Below are 15477 nucleotides of genomic sequence, written 5' to 3' on the forward strand. Positions count from 1 at the left end.
GGTCGATCATATTTACGTTTTCCCCATGTTACCAAGACATATCAGTTATCAACGTACATACCTGAAAATGCCTTTCTTTGTCCTTGCCAAATACGACAAACAAGTCCTATTCACGAAACTTATAATCAGTTCGCTTAACAACGTTACCTAAATGAGGGGTATTATTGTCCAACACTTGTTGTGCAAATATGAATAAAGCAAAACCTCACGACTTAAAACCTTACTTGAATCAAATAGAATTGTTTAAAGCGTGGTGCCTACAGTAATAGCTTAATTTTCAATAACCGATTGAATATCTTCAAATACTTTATCGATATCTTGATCACCATCAAGGGTTACAAGATATCCTTTATCATCATAAAAGTCAAGTAACGGCTTAGATTGCTCAATATTAATCGCTAAACGATTTTTAACCGTTTCTGGTTTGTCATCATCACGCTGAATTAATGCAGAACCATCTCTATCACATATACCCTCTTTTTCAGGAGGGTTATACATTACATGATATGCTCTACCACATGTTGGACAAATTCTACGACCGGATAAACGCTCCACTAACTTTTCTTCTGGTACTTTCACATGTAAAACATGATCAATTTCTTGATCCAGTTCGGATAAAAGCGTTTGTAAAGCTTCGGCTTGTGCTATAGTTCTTGGGAAACCATCCAACAAGAAACCTTTCTCACAATCGTCTTTACTCAAACGCTCTTTTACAATACCAATTGTAACTTCATCCGGAACAAGTGCACCTTGATCCATAAAGCTTTTTGCTTTAATTCCAAGTTCAGTTCCTTCTTTAATGGCAGAACGGAACATATCTCCTGTTGAAATATGAGGGATTTTATATTTCTCACTGATTTTCTCTGCCTGTGTACCTTTACCAGCACCAGGAAGACCCATTAACAATAGATTCAAAACTTTCCCCTCGCTTCATTGGCTCATTTCTACTTGATAAAACCTTTGTAGTGTCGCTTCACTAACTGACCTTCTAATTGCTTCATCGTTTGAATTGCTACACCTACAACGATAAGTAAACTTGTGCCGCCGATTTGAACTGCTTGTGGAAGTCCTGCAAGTTGTCCAAAGACGATAGGTAAAACGGAAACTGCAGCTAAGAATATAGCACCTACAAATGTTAATCGATTGATTACACGAGTAAGGTACGTTTCAGTATTCTTACCAGGACGAATTCCTGGGATATATCCACCTTGTTTTTGTAAGTTTTCAGCCATTTGTTCAGGGTTAACTTGAACAAATGTATAGAAATACGTAAACGCAATAATCAACGCTACATAAATAAGCATACCTACAGGTGTTGTATAATCAAAGATGTTTCTAATTGTTGAAGCAACATTACCTTCAAAGAAGCTTGCAACAGTGCTTGGGGCCATTATGAATGCAATCGCGAAGATTACAGGAATAACTCCCGCAGCATTTACTTTAAGAGGTAAATGCGTTGAGTGACCACCAACTGGAGAACGATTAACAAGTTTCTTTGCGTACTGAATTGGAATCTTACGTAATGCTTGGATTACGAAGATAACACCAACCGTAATCGCAATTGCAACTAATGCAATTAAGACTACAATAACGATATTTATAAACAATTGATCGCCAGCATTAGTAAAGTACTGAACGAATAATTGGTTAACAGCATTCGGTACAGCAGCTACGATACCCGCAAAAATAAGTATCGAAATACCATTCCCAACTCCATGTGCAGTAATCTGTTCACCTAACCACATTAAGAATGTTGTTCCGGCTGTTAGTACAAGTGCAATTATTAGGAATTTGCCTGGACCAGGATCGCGGATTAATAACCCACCAGCCATTGCGTTGAAACCAATTGACATCGCAATTGCTTGAACAAACGCAAGAACCACTGTTCCATAACGAGTAATCTGGGCTAACTTCTTACGGCCCATTTCACCTTGTTTTTTCCATTCTGTAAACTTAGGTACAACATCCATTTGTAGTAATTGCATAATGATTGATGCTGTAATATAAGGCATAATCCCCATCGCTAAAATGGAGAAGTTCATTAATGCCCCACCGCCAAATGTATCTAGGAATCCAAATACATTATTTTGCGAGTTCAAAAATTCAATTGCATTTTTATCTGTGAACGGCACAGGAATAAATGTGCCTAGACGGAATACAATTAACAAAGCTAGTGTAAAAAGTATTTTCCGTCTAATGTCAGCCACGCGCATAAAATTGGAGAATGTACGGAACATTAGATCACCTCTGTTTTACCGCCCGCTTCTTCGATAGCTGCTTTTGCAGAAGCAGAGAACTTATGAGCTTTAACGGTATATTTGTTTTCGACGGAACCATTTCCAAGTATCTTGATACCTGCTTTTTCGTTCTTCACGACACCTGATTCAATTAATAACTCAGGAGTAATTTCTGTGCCGTCTTCAAATCGATTTAATACGTCTAAGTTCACTATAGCATATTCTTTGCGGTTAATGTTTGTAAATCCACGTTTTGGTAAACGTTGGAACAATGGCATTTGTCCACCTTCAAAACCTGGGCGAACGCCACCGCCTGAACGAGCATTTTGTCCTTTGTGTCCTCTACCAGAAGTCTTTCCGTTACCAGATGATGTACCGCGACCAACACGGTTTCTCTCTTTACGTGTACCTTCTGCTGGCTTCAATTCATGAAGTTTCATACGAGCACCTCCTCTTTACGCTTATGTTTATTAACCTTCTTGAACCGATACAAGGTGAGATACTCTATTAACCATTCCGCGAACAGCCGGAGTATCCTCAAGTACTACGGTTTGACGAATCTTCTTTAAACCTAGTGCTTCAACGGTTTTAATTTGTTTTTCTTTAGCACCGATTACACTGCGTGTGAGGGTGATTTCTAATTTTTTAGACATAATGTTTCCCTCCTTATCCTAACAGTTCTTCTACAGACTTTCCTCTTAGTTTCGCAACATCTTCAGCGCGTTTTAGGTTGCTTAAACCATTAATAGTTGCGCGAATCATGTTAATTGGTGTATTAGAACCTAGTGATTTAGTTAAAATATCACCTACACCTGCAAGTTCTAGTACGGCACGAACCGGACCACCAGAGATAACTCCAGTACCTTCAGAAGCTGGTTTCATTAATACGTTACCAGATCCGAACACTCCGTGAATTTCGTGTGGAATTGTAGTACCAACGATTGGTACAGTAATTAAGTTTTTCTTAGCATCGTCAACAGCCTTTTTAATTGCATCCGGTACTTCTTGTGCTTTACCAGTACCAAATCCAACGTGGCCATTCTTATCTCCAACTACAACTAGTGCAGCAAAGCGGAAACGACGTCCACCTTTAACTACTTTTGCAACGCGGTTAACCGCTACAACACGTTCTTCAAGATCTATTTTATTAGGATCGATTACTGTTTTCATCTATGTCCCTCCTTTTACAATTAAAATTCAAGACCTGCCTCACGAGCAGCATCTGCAAGTGCTTTTACACGTCCATGATAAAGGTAGCCTCCGCGATCAAATACAACTGATTTATGACCTTTATCTTGGGCACGTTTTGCGATCAGTTCTCCAACTTTAGTTGCAGCATCTACACCGCTAGTTGAGTCTACGCTTAATTCTTTATCTACAGTCGATGCACTAACCAATGTTACACCGTTAGTATCATCAATTAACTGAGCATAAATGTGTTTGTTAGAACGATACACGTTTAAACGAGGACGTTCTGCTGTTCCAAATAAGTTTTTACGAACACGCTGATGTCTTCTTTTACGCGAAACATTTTTGTCAGCTTTTGTGATCATCTGGGTCACTCCTTTCTCACTAAAACTACTTACTTAGCAGTTTTACCTTCTTTACGACGTACATATTCATCAACGTAACGAATACCTTTACCTTTATAAGGCTCTGGTGGTCTGATAGCTCTGATGTTGGCAGCAACTGCTCCAACTTTCTCCTTATCAATACCTTTAACGATTACAGAAGTATTACTTGGTACTTCGATTTCAATACCGTCAATTGGATCTATTTCAACTGGATGAGAATACCCAGCATTCACAACAACTTTATTACCTTGTTTTTGTGCACGATAACCAACACCGATGATTTGAAGTTGTTTTTCGAAACCTTTAGAAACACCTTCTACCATGTTAGCAAGTAAGCTACGAGTTGTTCCGTGTAATGAACGATGTTCCTTTTGATCACTTGGACGTTCAACTGTTAACACGTTATCTGCAACAACAATATTCATATCACTATGAAAATCTCTTGTAAGTTCACCCTTAGGGCCTTTTACAGTTACTGTATCACCGTTAAGTTTTACTTCTACACCACTCGGAATCTCAATTGGTTTAAGTCCTATACGAGACATTCCATGCACCTCCTCATCTTTAAAAATAAATTACCATACGTATGCAAGTACTTCGCCACCAACAGCTTGTGAGCGTGCTTCTTTATCAGAAAGTACACCTTTAGAAGTTGATACGATTGCAATACCTAAACCGTTTAGTACACGAGGTACTTCATCAGCTTTTGCATATACACGTAATCCTGGCTTACTAATACGTTTAATTCCTGTAATTACTCTTTCCTCATTTGCACCGTACTTAAGGAATACACGTAAGATCCCTTGCTTGTTATCTTCAATGACTTCGTAGTCACGTACAAAGCCTTCACGTTTTAGAATATCAGCAATATCAGTTTTAATTTTAGAAGCAGGAAGTTCTAACTTTTCATGTTTTACCATGTTCGCATTACGAATACGAGTTAGCATATCTGCGATTGGATCTGTCATAACCATTACTAAATTACCTCCTTCCCTAATCGGGGTTTACCAGCTTGCTTTTTTGACACCAGGAATTTGACCTTTATAGGCAAGTTCGCGGAAACAAATACGGCAAAGTTTAAATTTACGCATTACAGAGTGCGGACGGCCACAACGTTCACAACGAGTATATTCTTGTACAGCGAATTTTTGTGGGCGTTTTTGTTTCGCAATCATAGATTTCTTAGCCACAATTTTCCCTCCTTGTATTAGCTCATGAGCTCTATTTTTGGAAAGGCATGCCTAGCTGAGCTAAAAGTTCACGTGCTTCTTCATCGGTATTAGCTGTTGTTACGATAACAATATCCATACCGCGCACCTTACTTACTTTATCGTAATTAATTTCTGGGAAAATTAATTGTTCTTTAACACCTAAAGTGTAGTTACCACGACCATCAAAAGCTTTCTTAGAGATCCCACGGAAGTCACGTACACGTGGAAGTGAAACTGATACTAACTTTTGAAGGAATTCATACATGCGCTCACCACGAAGAGTAACCTTCGCACCAATCGGCATTCCTTCACGAAGACGGAAACCAGCGATTGATTTTTTAGCGCGTGTAATCATAGGCTTTTGACCAGAAATTAATGCTAGTTCTTCTACTGCTGAGTCTAATGCCTTAGAGTTTTGAACTGCATCACCAACACCCATGTTGATAACGATCTTCTCTAACTGAGGCACTTCCATAACAGACTTATAGTTAAATTTATTCATTAACGATGATACTACTTCATCTTGGTATTTTTGTCTTAATTGATTCACCATGTTGCCCTCCTTTCACAGCAATACTATTTATCTAATGCTTCACCGGATTTTTTAGCAATGCGGACTTTCTTTCCGTCACGTACTTCATAACCAACACGAGTTGGATTGCCGGTTTTTGGATCTACTGGCATCACGTTAGAAACATGAATAGGAGCTTCTTGGTTAAGAATCCCACCTTGTGGGTTTTCTTGTGAAGGCTTAGCGTGTTTCTTGATCATGTTTACACCTTCAACAAGTACACGGTCCTTTTTCGGATATGCTTCTAAGATCGTACCAGTTTTGCCACGGTCTTTGCCGGAAATAACGATAACTTTATCACCTTTTTTTACATGCATGCTTGACGCACCTCCTTACAAGGTAATTCACTTCTTATAGAACTTCTGGAGCTAGAGATACGATTTTCATGAACTGTGCATCACGTAATTCACGCGCAACTGGTCCGAAGATACGAGTACCTCTTGGACTTTTGTCGTCACGAATGATTACTGCAGCATTTTCATCAAAACGAATATACGAACCGTCTTTACGACGAACACCTGATTTAGTACGAACGATAACAGCTTTAACTACGTCACCTTTTTTGACAACGCCTCCTGGTGTTGCTTGTTTTACAGAACAAACAATTACATCACCAATGTTAGCAGTTTTACGTCCTGAACCACCAAGTACTTTAATAGTAAGTAACTCACGAGCACCAGAGTTATCTGCAACTTTTAGACGAGTTTCTTGTTGAATCATACGTCTGCGACCTCCTTCCGGATATCTTCCGAACGAACTTTATTATATAATGACCGCTTCTTCAACGATTTCAACTAGACGGAAACGTTTAGTTGCTGATAGCGGACGAGTTTCCATGATGCGAACGATATCACCAGTTTTTGCTTGGTTGTTTTCATCATGAGCTTTAAACTTCTTAGAGTATTTAACACGTTTACCATATAATTTATGGTTTTTATAAGTTTCAACTAAAACAGTAATTGTTTTGTCCATTTTATCTGAAACAACACGACCTGTATATACCTTACGATTATTACGTTCAGTCATTTTGAGGCTAACCTCCTCTCATTATCAGTTGTTTACGCTTAGTTCACGTTGACGTACAACAGTTTTCATACGTGCAATAGTCTTTCTTACTTCACGAATACGTGCAGTGTTTTCAAGTTGACCAGTTGCAAGTTGGAAGCGTAAGTTAAATAGTTCTTCTTTTAATGATTTTAGTTTTTGTTCAATTTCGGCAGTGGTTAGTTCTCTGATTTCATTAGCCTTCATTGATTTCACCACCAATTTCTTCGCGTTTTACAAATTTTGTTTTGATCGGAAGTTTATGAGAAGCAAGTCTTAGTGCTTCACGAGCAACCTCTTCAGAAACTCCAGCGATTTCGAACATAACCTTACCTGGTTTTACTACAGCAACCCAACCCTCAGGAGCACCTTTACCGGAACCCATTCGGACTTCTAGAGGCTTCGCTGTGTAAGGCTTATCTGGGAAAATTTTAATCCAAACTTTACCGCCACGTTTCATGTAACGAGTCATAGCGATACGAGCAGCTTCGATTTGACGACTTGTAATCCAAGACGCTTCGAGAGCTTGTAATCCATATTCACCGAATGTAACTTGAGTACCGCCTTTTGCTTGGCCTCTCATTTTACCACGATGTTGTCTACGATATTTAACACGTTTAGGCATTAACATACGTAAAAGCCCCCTTCCTTATTTGTTAGTTTTAGTCGGAAGGACTTCACCACGATAGATCCACACTTTAATACCAAGTTTACCATATGTTGTATCAGCTTCTGCAGTTGCATAGTCGATATCAGCACGTAGTGTGTGTAGTGGAACAGTTCCTTCACTATAGTGTTCAGCACGAGCAATATCCGCGCCACCTAGGCGTCCAGATACTTGTGTTTTGATCCCTTTCGCACCAGCACGCATAGCACGTTGAATAGCTTGCTTTTGTGCACGACGGAATGAGATACGATTTTCTAATTGACGAGCAATATTTTCAGCAACTAGCTTAGCATTTACATCAACTTTTTTAATTTCAACAATGTTAATGTGAACACGTTTGCCAGTTAAAGCGTTTAATGAGTTACGTAGAGCTTCTACTTCAGAACCGCCTTTACCAATAACCATACCTGGTTTACCAGTATGAATCGTAACGTTAACACGGTTAGCCGCGCGTTCGATTTCAATGTGGGAAACAGCTGCAGTTTTTAAACGGTTTTCAAGATATTCTCTAATTTTGATATCTTCGTGTAGTAAGTCTGCATAGTCTTTGCCTGCATACCATTTAGACTCCCAGTCTTTAATGATACCTACGCGAAGACCTGTAGGATTCACTTTTTGACCCACTAACTACCCCTCCTTCTTTTCTGTTACAACCACTGTAATGTGGCTTGTGCGCTTGTTAATTTTGCTTGCACGTCCTTGAGCGCGTGGACGGAAACGTTTCAATGTAACACCTTCGTTTACGAATGCTTCAGAAATCACTAGATTATCTGTGTCCATTTCGTAGTTGTGTTCAGCATTTGCAATAGCAGATCTTAACACTTTTTCTACAACTGGAGAAGCACCGCGTTGTGTGTGGCGTAGAATAGCGATTGCTTCGCCAACTTCTTTTCCTCGAATTAAATCAACGACTAATCGCACTTTACGAGGAGCAATACGAACTGATTTAGCTACGGCTTTAGATTGCATACCTTATAGCGCCTCCTCTCATTAGCGTTTTGTTTTCTTATCGTCATTTGCGTGTCCTTTGTAAGAACGAGTTGGAGCAAATTCACCTAATTTATGTCCAACCATGTCTTCTGTTACATATACAGGAACATGTTTACGTCCATCATAAACAGCAATAGTATGACCGATAAAAGTTGGGAATATAGTAGAACGACGTGACCAAGTTTTAATAACTTGCTTTTTATCAGATTCATTCAATTGATCAATCTTTTTCAATAGATGGTCATCTGCAAAAGGTCCCTTTTTTAAGCTACGACCCATGGATAAACCTCCTTTCGAAGTTCAGAGATGGATACTTTCCACCAATAGTTACGATTATTTTTTACGTTTACGCACAATATACTTATCTGTAGTTTTATTACGTTTACGTGTTTTGTAACCAAGTGTCGGTTTGCCCCATGGTGACATTGGTGATTTACGTCCGATTGGAGCGCGTCCTTCACCACCACCGTGTGGGTGATCATTCGGGTTCATAACAGATCCACGTACAGTTGGGCGGATACCTTTCCAACGAGAACGTCCTGCTTTACCAACACGAATTAATTCGTGTTCTACGTTACCTACTTGACCTACAGTAGCACGGCAAGTTGATAACACTAAACGAACTTCACCAGAAGCTAAACGCACAAGTGTGTATTTCTCTTCACGACCAAGAATTTGCGCCTCAGCACCCGCAGAACGAGCTAATTGGCCACCATTTCCTGGTTTTAATTCGATGTTGTGTACAATAGTACCAACTGGAATATTTGTAAGCGGTAATGCGTTACCTACTTTAATATCCGCATTTTCACCTGATTCAATTTCTTGACCTACTTTTAAACCTTTCGGTGCAAGGATATAACGCTTTTCACCGTCAGCGTAGTTAATTAATGCAATGTTAGCGGTACGGTTTGGATCATATTCGATTGTAGCAACGCGACCTGGTATACCATCTTTGTTACGTTTGAAATCGATGATACGATACTGACGTTTGTGACCGCCACCTTGATGACGAACCGTTAATTTCCCTTGATTATTACGACCACCACGTTTTGATAGTGGAGCTAAAAGGGATTTTTCCGGTGTATCTGTAGTGATTTCAGCAAAATCAGATACAGACATGTTACGTCTACCATTAGAGGTAGGTTTGAATTTTTTAATCGCCATCTTTTTTCCCTCCTTCTCTATGTTTCTTAGCCTTCAAAGAAGTCTAGATCTTTACTATCTTGAGAAAGCTGTACAACAGCTTTTTTGCGATTTGGGCGATAACCACCGTAACGACCCATACGCTTAAATTTACCTTTTAGGTTTAACGTGTTTACTTTTTCTACTTTCACTCCAAAGATTTCTTCAACAGCATCTTTGATTTGAGTTTTGTTAGCTTTCGTACTAACTTCGAAAGTATATTTCTTTTCTGCCATTAAGTCAGCAGAGTGTTCTGTGATTACAGGGCGCTTAATAATATCACGTGCATCAGTCATTATGCAAGCACCTCCCCTGCTTTTTCAGCTGCTTCCTTAGTTAAGATCAGCTTGTCATGCGATAACAAATCTAATACATTAACTTCAGTTACTGTAAGAACTTTAACACCTTGTAGGTTGTTTGCTGAACGAATAACATTTTCATCAGTATCAGCAGTTACGATTAAAGCTTTTTCATTAACGTTTAAAGCACTAAGCATTTTAATTACTTCTTTTGTTTTAGGTGCATCGAATGCAAGACTCTCTAAAACAACTAAGCTTTCTTCTTTCACTTTAGAAGATAAAGCAGATTTAAGTGCTAAACGACGTACTTTTTTAGGTAGTTTGTAGCTATAGCTACGTGGTGTAGGTCCGAAAACAACTCCACCGCCTACCCATTGTGGTGAGCGAATAGATCCTTGACGCGCACGACCTGTACCTTTTTGACGCCATGGCTTACGTCCTCCGCCACGAACTTCTGAACGATTCTTAACAGCGTGAGTACCTTGACGCATTGACGCGCGTTGCATAACTACTGCTTCGTGTAATACATGTGTGTTTGGTTCAATACCGAATACGGATTCGTTTAATTCGAATTCGCCAGCTTGTGAACCGTCTTGTTTAAATAGTGCTACTTTAGGCATGACATATCCTCCCTTCGTTTATATGATTAGTTAGCCTTAACTGCACCCGCGATTTTCACGAATGATTTTTTAGCACCTGGGACATTACCTTTGATTAATAGTAGGTTGCGTTCAACGTCAACACTTACTACTTCAAGGTTTTGGATTGTTACTTGTTCGTCACCCATATGTCCTGGTAATTTTTTACCTGGGAATACGCGCATTGCATCAACTGTACCCATTGAACCTGGGCCTCTGTGGTAATGAGAACCGTGAGACATTGGTCCGCGTGATTGATTATGGCGTTTGATTGAACCTTGGAACCCTTTACCTTTAGATGTTCCAGTTACATCAACTTTTTCACCAGCTTGGAAAATTTCAACGCTAATTTCTTGACCGACTTCATACTCATCAAGATTAACGTCACGGATTTCACGAACGTAGCGCTTAGGGGCTGTGTTTGCTTTTGCAGCATGACCTTTTTCCGCTTTATTTGTACGTGATTCCTTAAGATCTTGGAAACCGATTTGAATTGCTTCATAACCGTCGTTTTCAAGAGTTCTCTTTTGTAAAACTACGTTAGGTTCAGCTTGAACAACTGTTACCGGGATTAACTCACCGTTTTCATTAAATAGCTGTGTCATGCCGATTTTTCGACCTAAGATTCCTTTCGTCATCCGTTACACCTCCTATTATAAAGACAAAATTTTATAGTTTAATTTCAATGTCAACACCAGATGGTAAATCTAAACGCATTAGCGAATCAACTGTTTGTGGTGTTGGGTTAACAATATCGATTAGACGTTTATGTGTACGCATCTCGAATTGTTCACGTGAGTCCTTATATTTATGAACCGCACGTAAGATTGTGTAAACAGCTTTTTCTGTAGGTAATGGAATTGGACCGGATACTTTAGCTCCAGAACGCTTCGCAGTCTCTACAATTTTTTCAGCAGATTGATCAAGAATACGGTGATCATATGCTTTTAAACGGATTCTGATTTTCTCTTTTGCCATCATTTTACCTCCTTTTCGCCCATATTATTATAGACATACTCCGTGAAAATTTCTTAGCAACCGCCCATGGCAAAGGGGCCGGGTGTGCCAACAACCTTCCACATCATCGCCTGAAACGACCAACATTCTTATTATATAGAATATACATGGTCAGTGCAACCTTTTTTTGAATAAAATTCTTTTCTTGCACATTTATGTATTATACTTACTAATCTTAGTGATTGCAAGAGTTGGAGAAAAGTTTTTTATTGGGAAAGTTTGGGGTGGATTTTGTGATTTGATATATATGATATATAAGAAGAAAATTCAGTTTGTGAAGAACCTTGTATATAGAATTGAGAGTTAAATATTGTACTAGGTGTCCTCATTTTTATTTTAATCAAGATTTCTGCTACAAATGAATTGTGATGCACTCTTATTCTTCATATTAATCTATATTCCTGTGTTAAATGATATACGAAGCACTCTCATTCTTCATTTCATCCACAATTTCTAACTCATACGACTTACGAGAGTCTCTCATTTTTCATTTCATTCCCATTTATCACTTCAAATGAATTACGAACGTACCTGCATTCATCCTTTAAACCACAATTAGAAGACAAATTACAGCACAATTGTTTTAAAAGGAAAAAAGCAGGAAACGGCGCACCATTTCCTGCTTTTATAAAATCAATTATTTTACGATTGTAGTAACAACGCCTGATCCTACTGTACGGCCACCTTCACGAATTGAGAAACGTGTACCGTCTTCGATAGCGATTGGAGAGATTAGTTCAACATTCATTTCGATGTTGTCTCCAGGCATTACCATTTCTACTCCTTCTGGAAGAGAGATAACTCCAGTTACGTCAGTTGTACGGAAGTAGAACTGTGGACGATAGTTTGTGAAGAATGGAGTGTGACGTCCACCTTCTTCTTTAGATAAAACATAAACTTCAGCTTTGAAGTTAGTGTGTGGAGTGATTGAACCTGGCTTTGCTAATACTTGACCACGGTTGATATCTTCACGAGATACACCACGAAGTAAAGCACCAATGTTGTCACCAGCTTCTGCATAATCAAGAAGCTTACGGAACATTTCAACTCCAGTTACAGTTGATTTAGTTGATTCTTCTTGAAGACCAATGATTTCAACTTCGTCTCCAACTTTTACTTGACCGCGTTCTACACGTCCAGTAGCAACTGTACCACGACCAGTGATTGAGAATACATCCTCAACTGGCATCATGAATGGTTTGTCAGTGTCGCGTTCTGGAGTTGGAACATACTCGTCAACAGCGTTCATAAGGTCAACGATTCTTTCTTCGTATTCTGCATCGCCTTCTAGAGCTTTAAGAGCAGAACCACTGATTACTGGTACATCGTCACCAGGGAAGTCATATTCAGATAATAGGTCACGAACTTCCATTTCAACTAATTCTAGTAATTCTTCGTCATCAACCATATCTACTTTGTTTAGGAATACTACGATTGTAGGTACACCTACGTTACGAGAAAGTAAGATATGCTCACGAGTTTGTGGCATTGGACCATCAGCAGCAGATACTACTAGGATAGCTCCGTCCATTTGTGCAGCACCAGTGATCATGTTTTTAACATAGTCAGCGTGTCCTGGGCAGTCAACGTGTGCATAGTGACGAGTTTCAGTTTCGTACTCAACGTGAGAAGTAGCGATTGTGATTCCACGTTCTCTTTCTTCTGGAGCACCATCGATTTGGTCATAAGCCATTGCAGTACCAGAACCGTTTCTCTTGTTCATTACAGTTGTAATTGCAGCTGTTAAAGTAGTTTTACCGTGGTCAACGTGTCCGATTGTACCAACGTTAACGTGACTCTTGGAGCGGTCGAATTTTTCTTTAGCCATTTATATTTCCTCCTTTAAATAAATAAAAGTATATTTAAGTATATTTGGAGCTAAGAAACAACAGCTTGTGCTATTTCTTAGCCTACAATAAAAGTTATACTTGAGAATTGCTAAAAATGCAATTATTCTCCAGCGTTTTTCTTAATAATTTCTTCAGAAACACTCTTAGGTACTTCTTCATAGTGATCGAAGTGCATCGTGTATTGTCCACGACCTTGAGTGTTTGAACGTAGTGCAGTTGCATAACCAAACATTTCGGCAAGTGGTACGTATGCTTTAACAACTTGTAGTTGTCCGCGTGCTTCCATACCTTCCATGCGTCCACGACGAGAAGTAATATCACCGATGATGTCACCCATGTATTCTTCTGGCATAACAACTTCTACTTTCATCATTGGTTCAAGTAGAACTGGGTTACATTTGTTCTTAGCAGCTTTAAGGGCCATAGATGCAGCAACTTTAAACGCCATTTCGTTTGAGTCAACATCATGGTAGCTACCATCGAACAAGGAAGCTTTAACGTCGATTAGTGGATAACCAGCTAATACACCGTTTTCCATTGCTTCACGAACACCTTGCTCAACTGCAGGGATGTATTCACGAGGAACTACACCACCAACGATTTTGTTTTCGAATTCAAAGCCAGCGCCTTCTTCGTTTGGTTCAAACTTGATCCAAACGTGACCGAATTGTCCACGTCCACCAGACTGACGTACGAATTTACCTTCGACTTCAGCAGCTTGACGGAATGTTTCACGGTAAGCAACCTGTGGAGCACCAACGTTAGCTTCCACTTTGAATTCACGTTTCATACGGTCAACAATGATATCTAGGTGAAGTTCACCCATACCAGAAATAATTGTTTGACCAGTTTCTGGGTTTGTTTCAGTTCTGAATGTTGGATCTTCTTCAGCAAGTTTACCTAAAGCGATACCCATTTTATCTTGGTCACCTTTAGTTTTTGGCTCGATAGCAACTGAAATAACCGGTTCTGGGAATTCCATAGATTCAAGAATTACAAGATTCTTTTCATCACATAGAGTGTCACCAGTTGATGTATCTTTCAATCCTACTGCTGCAGCAATTTCACCAGCGTAAACTGTTGAAATCTCTTCACGAGAGTTAGCGTGCATTTGTAGAATACGTCCAACACGTTCACGCTTATCTTTAACAGAGTTGCGAACATAAGAACCAGCATCAAGTGTTCCAGAGTAAACACGGAAGAATGTTAGCTTACCAACAAACGGATCCGTCATAACCTTAAACGCAAGTGCAGAAAATGGTGCATCGTCAGAAGATTCTCTTGTTACTTTCTCATCAGTGTCAGGTAGTGTACCTTCAATTGCCGGTACATCAGTTGGTGCTGGAAGGTAATCAAGTACCCCATCAAGCATTAACTGAACACCTTTGTTTTTGAAAGCAGACCCACAGAATACTGGGTAGAATTCAACAGAAAGAGTTGCATTACGAATAGCTTTTTTAAGTTCTTCGTTAGAGATTTCTTCTCCTTCTAAGTACTTCATCATAAGCTCTTCGTCTAACTCTGAAACTGCTTCAACCAAGCTAGCACGTAATTCTTCTGCTTGCTCTTTTAATTCTTCTGGAATTTCACGAGATTCATCTTTTGTTCCAAGATCATCTAAATAGAAATGTGCTTCCATATTGATTAAATCAATAATACCAGTAAATTGGTCTTCAGCACCGATTGGAAGTTGCACAGGATGTGCATTCGCACCTAGACGTTCTTTTAATGTACCAACAGAGTATAGGAAGTCAGCACCTGTTTTATCCATTTTGTTAATAAACACGATACGAGGAACACCGTAAGTTGTTGCTTGACGCCATACAGTTTCTGTTTGAGGCTCAACACCAGATTGAGCATCTAGAACTGTAACAGCTCCATCAAGTACACGTAGAGAACGTTCAACTTCAACTGTGAAGTCTACGTGTCCCGGTGTATCAATAATGTTTACACGGTGACCTTTCCATTGAGCTGTTGTAGCAGCAGAAGTGATTGTAATTCCGCGCTCTTGCTCTTGTTCCATCCAGTCCATTTGTGATGCACCTTCATGCGTTTCACCAATTTTATGAATGCGTCCTGTATAGAAAAGAATACGCTCGGTCGTAGTGGTTTTACCTGCATCAATGTGTGCCATAATACCAATATTGCGCGTCTTTTCCAAGGAGAACTCTCTTGCCATGTATTCTTCTCCTTCCTG

The 15477-nt window shown here is 39.4% G+C and carries 25 protein-coding genes; all 25 read right to left on the reverse strand.

Annotated features, from left to right (window positions below; genetic code table 11):
- Positions 1 to 270 precede the first annotated feature (270 nt).
- The 25 genes from BN999_RS10655 to fusA all read right to left on the reverse strand — a co-directional run bounded on the left by BN999_RS10655 (position 271) and on the right by fusA (position 15459).
- Positions 271 to 915 carry an adenylate kinase gene (locus BN999_RS10655; RefSeq protein WP_096271363.1) on the reverse strand — a complete coding sequence of 215 codons (645 nt, stop codon included), beginning with the start codon at positions 913 to 915 and terminating at the stop codon, positions 271 to 273.
- Positions 916 to 944: 29 nt separating this feature from the next.
- Positions 945 to 2237 carry a preprotein translocase subunit SecY gene (gene secY, locus BN999_RS10660; protein WP_096271364.1) on the reverse strand — a complete coding sequence of 431 codons (1293 nt, stop codon included), beginning with the start codon at positions 2235 to 2237 and terminating at the stop codon, positions 945 to 947.
- Complete coding sequence (rplO, locus tag BN999_RS10665) at positions 2237 to 2677, reverse strand: 50S ribosomal protein L15 (protein WP_096271365.1); 441 nt, start codon at positions 2675 to 2677, stop codon at positions 2237 to 2239. Before rplO ends, secY begins: the two co-directional genes overlap by 1 nt.
- 30 nt (positions 2678 to 2707) lie before the next feature.
- A complete protein-coding gene (gene rpmD / locus BN999_RS10670; protein WP_096271366.1) occupies positions 2708 to 2890 on the reverse strand; it encodes a 50S ribosomal protein L30 in 183 nt (60 codons plus the stop codon).
- A 13-nt stretch (positions 2891 to 2903) separates the two neighbouring features.
- A complete protein-coding gene (rpsE, locus tag BN999_RS10675; RefSeq protein WP_096271367.1) occupies positions 2904 to 3407 on the reverse strand; it encodes a 30S ribosomal protein S5 in 504 nt (167 codons plus the stop codon).
- A 20-nt stretch (positions 3408 to 3427) separates the two neighbouring features.
- Positions 3428 to 3790 (reverse strand): 50S ribosomal protein L18, encoded by a 363-nt coding sequence (gene rplR / locus BN999_RS10680; protein WP_096271368.1) that lies wholly within the window; start codon positions 3788 to 3790, stop codon positions 3428 to 3430.
- Between the two features lie 29 nt (positions 3791 to 3819).
- Positions 3820 to 4356: a 50S ribosomal protein L6 gene (rplF, locus tag BN999_RS10685; protein ID WP_096271369.1), complete on the reverse strand. Its 537-nt coding sequence runs from the start codon at positions 4354 to 4356 to the stop codon at positions 3820 to 3822.
- A 30-nt stretch (positions 4357 to 4386) separates the two neighbouring features.
- Positions 4387 to 4785, reverse strand: a complete 399-nt coding sequence (gene rpsH / locus BN999_RS10690) for a 30S ribosomal protein S8 (RefSeq protein ID WP_096271370.1) — start codon at positions 4783 to 4785, stop codon at positions 4387 to 4389.
- A 30-nt stretch (positions 4786 to 4815) separates the two neighbouring features.
- Positions 4816 to 5001: a type Z 30S ribosomal protein S14 gene (locus BN999_RS10695; RefSeq protein WP_026907486.1), complete on the reverse strand. Its 186-nt coding sequence runs from the start codon at positions 4999 to 5001 to the stop codon at positions 4816 to 4818.
- A gap of 31 nt (positions 5002 to 5032) precedes the next feature.
- On the reverse strand, positions 5033 to 5572 hold the full coding sequence (gene rplE / locus BN999_RS10700) for a 50S ribosomal protein L5 (RefSeq protein WP_081755887.1): 540 nt from the start codon (positions 5570 to 5572) through the stop codon (positions 5033 to 5035).
- A 26-nt stretch (positions 5573 to 5598) separates the two neighbouring features.
- Positions 5599 to 5910, reverse strand: coding sequence for a 50S ribosomal protein L24 (gene rplX / locus BN999_RS10705; RefSeq protein WP_096271371.1), 312 nt, complete (start codon positions 5908 to 5910; stop codon positions 5599 to 5601).
- Between the two features lie 34 nt (positions 5911 to 5944).
- The gene (rplN, locus tag BN999_RS10710; protein ID WP_010095756.1) at positions 5945 to 6313 is read right to left on the reverse strand and encodes a 50S ribosomal protein L14; all 369 of its coding nucleotides are present in this window, start codon (positions 6311 to 6313) and stop codon (positions 5945 to 5947) included.
- A 42-nt stretch (positions 6314 to 6355) separates the two neighbouring features.
- Positions 6356 to 6619, reverse strand: a complete 264-nt coding sequence (gene rpsQ / locus BN999_RS10715; RefSeq protein WP_026907483.1) for a 30S ribosomal protein S17 — start codon at positions 6617 to 6619, stop codon at positions 6356 to 6358.
- 24 nt (positions 6620 to 6643) lie between these two features.
- Positions 6644 to 6844, reverse strand: a complete 201-nt coding sequence (rpmC, locus tag BN999_RS10720; protein WP_096271372.1) for a 50S ribosomal protein L29 — start codon at positions 6842 to 6844, stop codon at positions 6644 to 6646.
- Complete coding sequence (gene rplP / locus BN999_RS10725) at positions 6834 to 7268, reverse strand: 50S ribosomal protein L16 (RefSeq protein WP_096271373.1); 435 nt, start codon at positions 7266 to 7268, stop codon at positions 6834 to 6836. Before rplP ends, rpmC begins: the two co-directional genes overlap by 11 nt.
- An 18-nt stretch (positions 7269 to 7286) precedes the next feature.
- On the reverse strand, positions 7287 to 7928 hold the full coding sequence (gene rpsC / locus BN999_RS10730) for a 30S ribosomal protein S3 (protein ID WP_026907480.1): 642 nt from the start codon (positions 7926 to 7928) through the stop codon (positions 7287 to 7289).
- Positions 7929 to 7931: 3 nt separating this feature from the next.
- Positions 7932 to 8273, reverse strand: coding sequence for a 50S ribosomal protein L22 (rplV, locus tag BN999_RS10735; protein ID WP_096271374.1), 342 nt, complete (start codon positions 8271 to 8273; stop codon positions 7932 to 7934).
- 21 nt (positions 8274 to 8294) lie between these two features.
- The gene (gene rpsS, locus BN999_RS10740; protein ID WP_026907478.1) at positions 8295 to 8573 is read right to left on the reverse strand and encodes a 30S ribosomal protein S19; all 279 of its coding nucleotides are present in this window, start codon (positions 8571 to 8573) and stop codon (positions 8295 to 8297) included.
- Between the two features lie 54 nt (positions 8574 to 8627).
- Positions 8628 to 9458 (reverse strand): 50S ribosomal protein L2, encoded by an 831-nt coding sequence (rplB, locus tag BN999_RS10745; protein WP_096271375.1) that lies wholly within the window; start codon positions 9456 to 9458, stop codon positions 8628 to 8630.
- 26 nt (positions 9459 to 9484) lie between these two features.
- Positions 9485 to 9772, reverse strand: a complete 288-nt coding sequence (gene rplW, locus BN999_RS10750) for a 50S ribosomal protein L23 (RefSeq protein ID WP_096271376.1) — start codon at positions 9770 to 9772, stop codon at positions 9485 to 9487.
- Complete coding sequence (gene rplD, locus BN999_RS10755; protein WP_096271377.1) at positions 9772 to 10395, reverse strand: 50S ribosomal protein L4; 624 nt, start codon at positions 10393 to 10395, stop codon at positions 9772 to 9774. Before rplD ends, rplW begins: the two co-directional genes overlap by 1 nt.
- Before the next feature lie 26 nt (positions 10396 to 10421).
- Positions 10422 to 11051 (reverse strand): 50S ribosomal protein L3, encoded by a 630-nt coding sequence (gene rplC, locus BN999_RS10760; protein WP_096271378.1) that lies wholly within the window; start codon positions 11049 to 11051, stop codon positions 10422 to 10424.
- Positions 11052 to 11082: 31 nt separating this feature from the next.
- Positions 11083 to 11391, reverse strand: coding sequence for a 30S ribosomal protein S10 (gene rpsJ / locus BN999_RS10765; protein ID WP_026907473.1), 309 nt, complete (start codon positions 11389 to 11391; stop codon positions 11083 to 11085).
- 676 nt (positions 11392 to 12067) lie between these two features.
- Positions 12068 to 13258, reverse strand: coding sequence for an elongation factor Tu (gene tuf / locus BN999_RS10770; RefSeq protein WP_096271379.1), 1191 nt, complete (start codon positions 13256 to 13258; stop codon positions 12068 to 12070).
- Between the two features lie 122 nt (positions 13259 to 13380).
- On the reverse strand, positions 13381 to 15459 hold the full coding sequence (fusA, locus tag BN999_RS10775; RefSeq protein WP_096271380.1) for an elongation factor G: 2079 nt from the start codon (positions 15457 to 15459) through the stop codon (positions 13381 to 13383).
- Positions 15460 to 15477: the final 18 nt, after the last annotated feature.

Origin of the sequence: Paucisalibacillus globulus, from assembly GCF_900184735.1 — a bacterium.
In the GTDB taxonomy this organism is placed as follows: Bacteria; Bacillota; Bacilli; order Bacillales; family Amphibacillaceae; genus Ornithinibacillus; species Ornithinibacillus globulus_B.

What these genes read in the sequence shown, in the direction of transcription:
- secY (WP_096271364.1), bottom strand. Translation starts at nt 2,237, where the DNA reads ATGTTCCGTACATTCTCCAATTTTATGCGCGTGGCTGACATTAGACGG.
- rplO (WP_096271365.1), bottom strand. Translation starts at nt 2,677, where the DNA reads ATGAAACTTCATGAATTGAAGCCAGCAGAAGGTACACGTAAAGAGAGA.
- rpmD (WP_096271366.1), bottom strand. Translation starts at nt 2,890, where the DNA reads ATGTCTAAAAAATTAGAAATCACCCTCACACGCAGTGTAATCGGTGCT.
- rpsE (WP_096271367.1), bottom strand. Translation starts at nt 3,407, where the DNA reads ATGAAAACAGTAATCGATCCTAATAAAATAGATCTTGAAGAACGTGTT.
- rplR (WP_096271368.1), bottom strand. Translation starts at nt 3,790, where the DNA reads ATGATCACAAAAGCTGACAAAAATGTTTCGCGTAAAAGAAGACATCAG.
- rplF (WP_096271369.1), bottom strand. Translation starts at nt 4,356, where the DNA reads ATGTCTCGTATAGGACTTAAACCAATTGAGATTCCGAGTGGTGTAGAA.
- rpsH (WP_096271370.1), bottom strand. Translation starts at nt 4,785, where the DNA reads ATGGTTATGACAGATCCAATCGCAGATATGCTAACTCGTATTCGTAAT.
- rplX (WP_096271371.1), bottom strand. Translation starts at nt 5,910, where the DNA reads ATGCATGTAAAAAAAGGTGATAAAGTTATCGTTATTTCCGGCAAAGAC.
- rplN (WP_010095756.1), bottom strand. Translation starts at nt 6,313, where the DNA reads ATGATTCAACAAGAAACTCGTCTAAAAGTTGCAGATAACTCTGGTGCT.
- rpsQ (WP_026907483.1), bottom strand. Translation starts at nt 6,619, where the DNA reads ATGACTGAACGTAATAATCGTAAGGTATATACAGGTCGTGTTGTTTCA.
- rpmC (WP_096271372.1), bottom strand. Translation starts at nt 6,844, where the DNA reads ATGAAGGCTAATGAAATCAGAGAACTAACCACTGCCGAAATTGAACAA.
- rplP (WP_096271373.1), bottom strand. Translation starts at nt 7,268, where the DNA reads ATGTTAATGCCTAAACGTGTTAAATATCGTAGACAACATCGTGGTAAA.
- rplV (WP_096271374.1), bottom strand. Translation starts at nt 8,273, where the DNA reads ATGCAATCTAAAGCCGTAGCTAAATCAGTTCGTATTGCTCCTCGTAAA.
- rpsS (WP_026907478.1), bottom strand. Translation starts at nt 8,573, where the DNA reads ATGGGTCGTAGCTTAAAAAAGGGACCTTTTGCAGATGACCATCTATTG.
- rplB (WP_096271375.1), bottom strand. Translation starts at nt 9,458, where the DNA reads ATGGCGATTAAAAAATTCAAACCTACCTCTAATGGTAGACGTAACATG.
- rplW (WP_096271376.1), bottom strand. Translation starts at nt 9,772, where the DNA reads ATGACTGATGCACGTGATATTATTAAGCGCCCTGTAATCACAGAACAC.
- rplD (WP_096271377.1), bottom strand. Translation starts at nt 10,395, where the DNA reads ATGCCTAAAGTAGCACTATTTAAACAAGACGGTTCACAAGCTGGCGAA.
- rplC (WP_096271378.1), bottom strand. Translation starts at nt 11,051, where the DNA reads ATGACGAAAGGAATCTTAGGTCGAAAAATCGGCATGACACAGCTATTT.
- rpsJ (WP_026907473.1), bottom strand. Translation starts at nt 11,391, where the DNA reads ATGGCAAAAGAGAAAATCAGAATCCGTTTAAAAGCATATGATCACCGT.
- tuf (WP_096271379.1), bottom strand. Translation starts at nt 13,258, where the DNA reads ATGGCTAAAGAAAAATTCGACCGCTCCAAGAGTCACGTTAACGTTGGT.
- fusA (WP_096271380.1), bottom strand. Translation starts at nt 15,459, where the DNA reads ATGGCAAGAGAGTTCTCCTTGGAAAAGACGCGCAATATTGGTATTATG.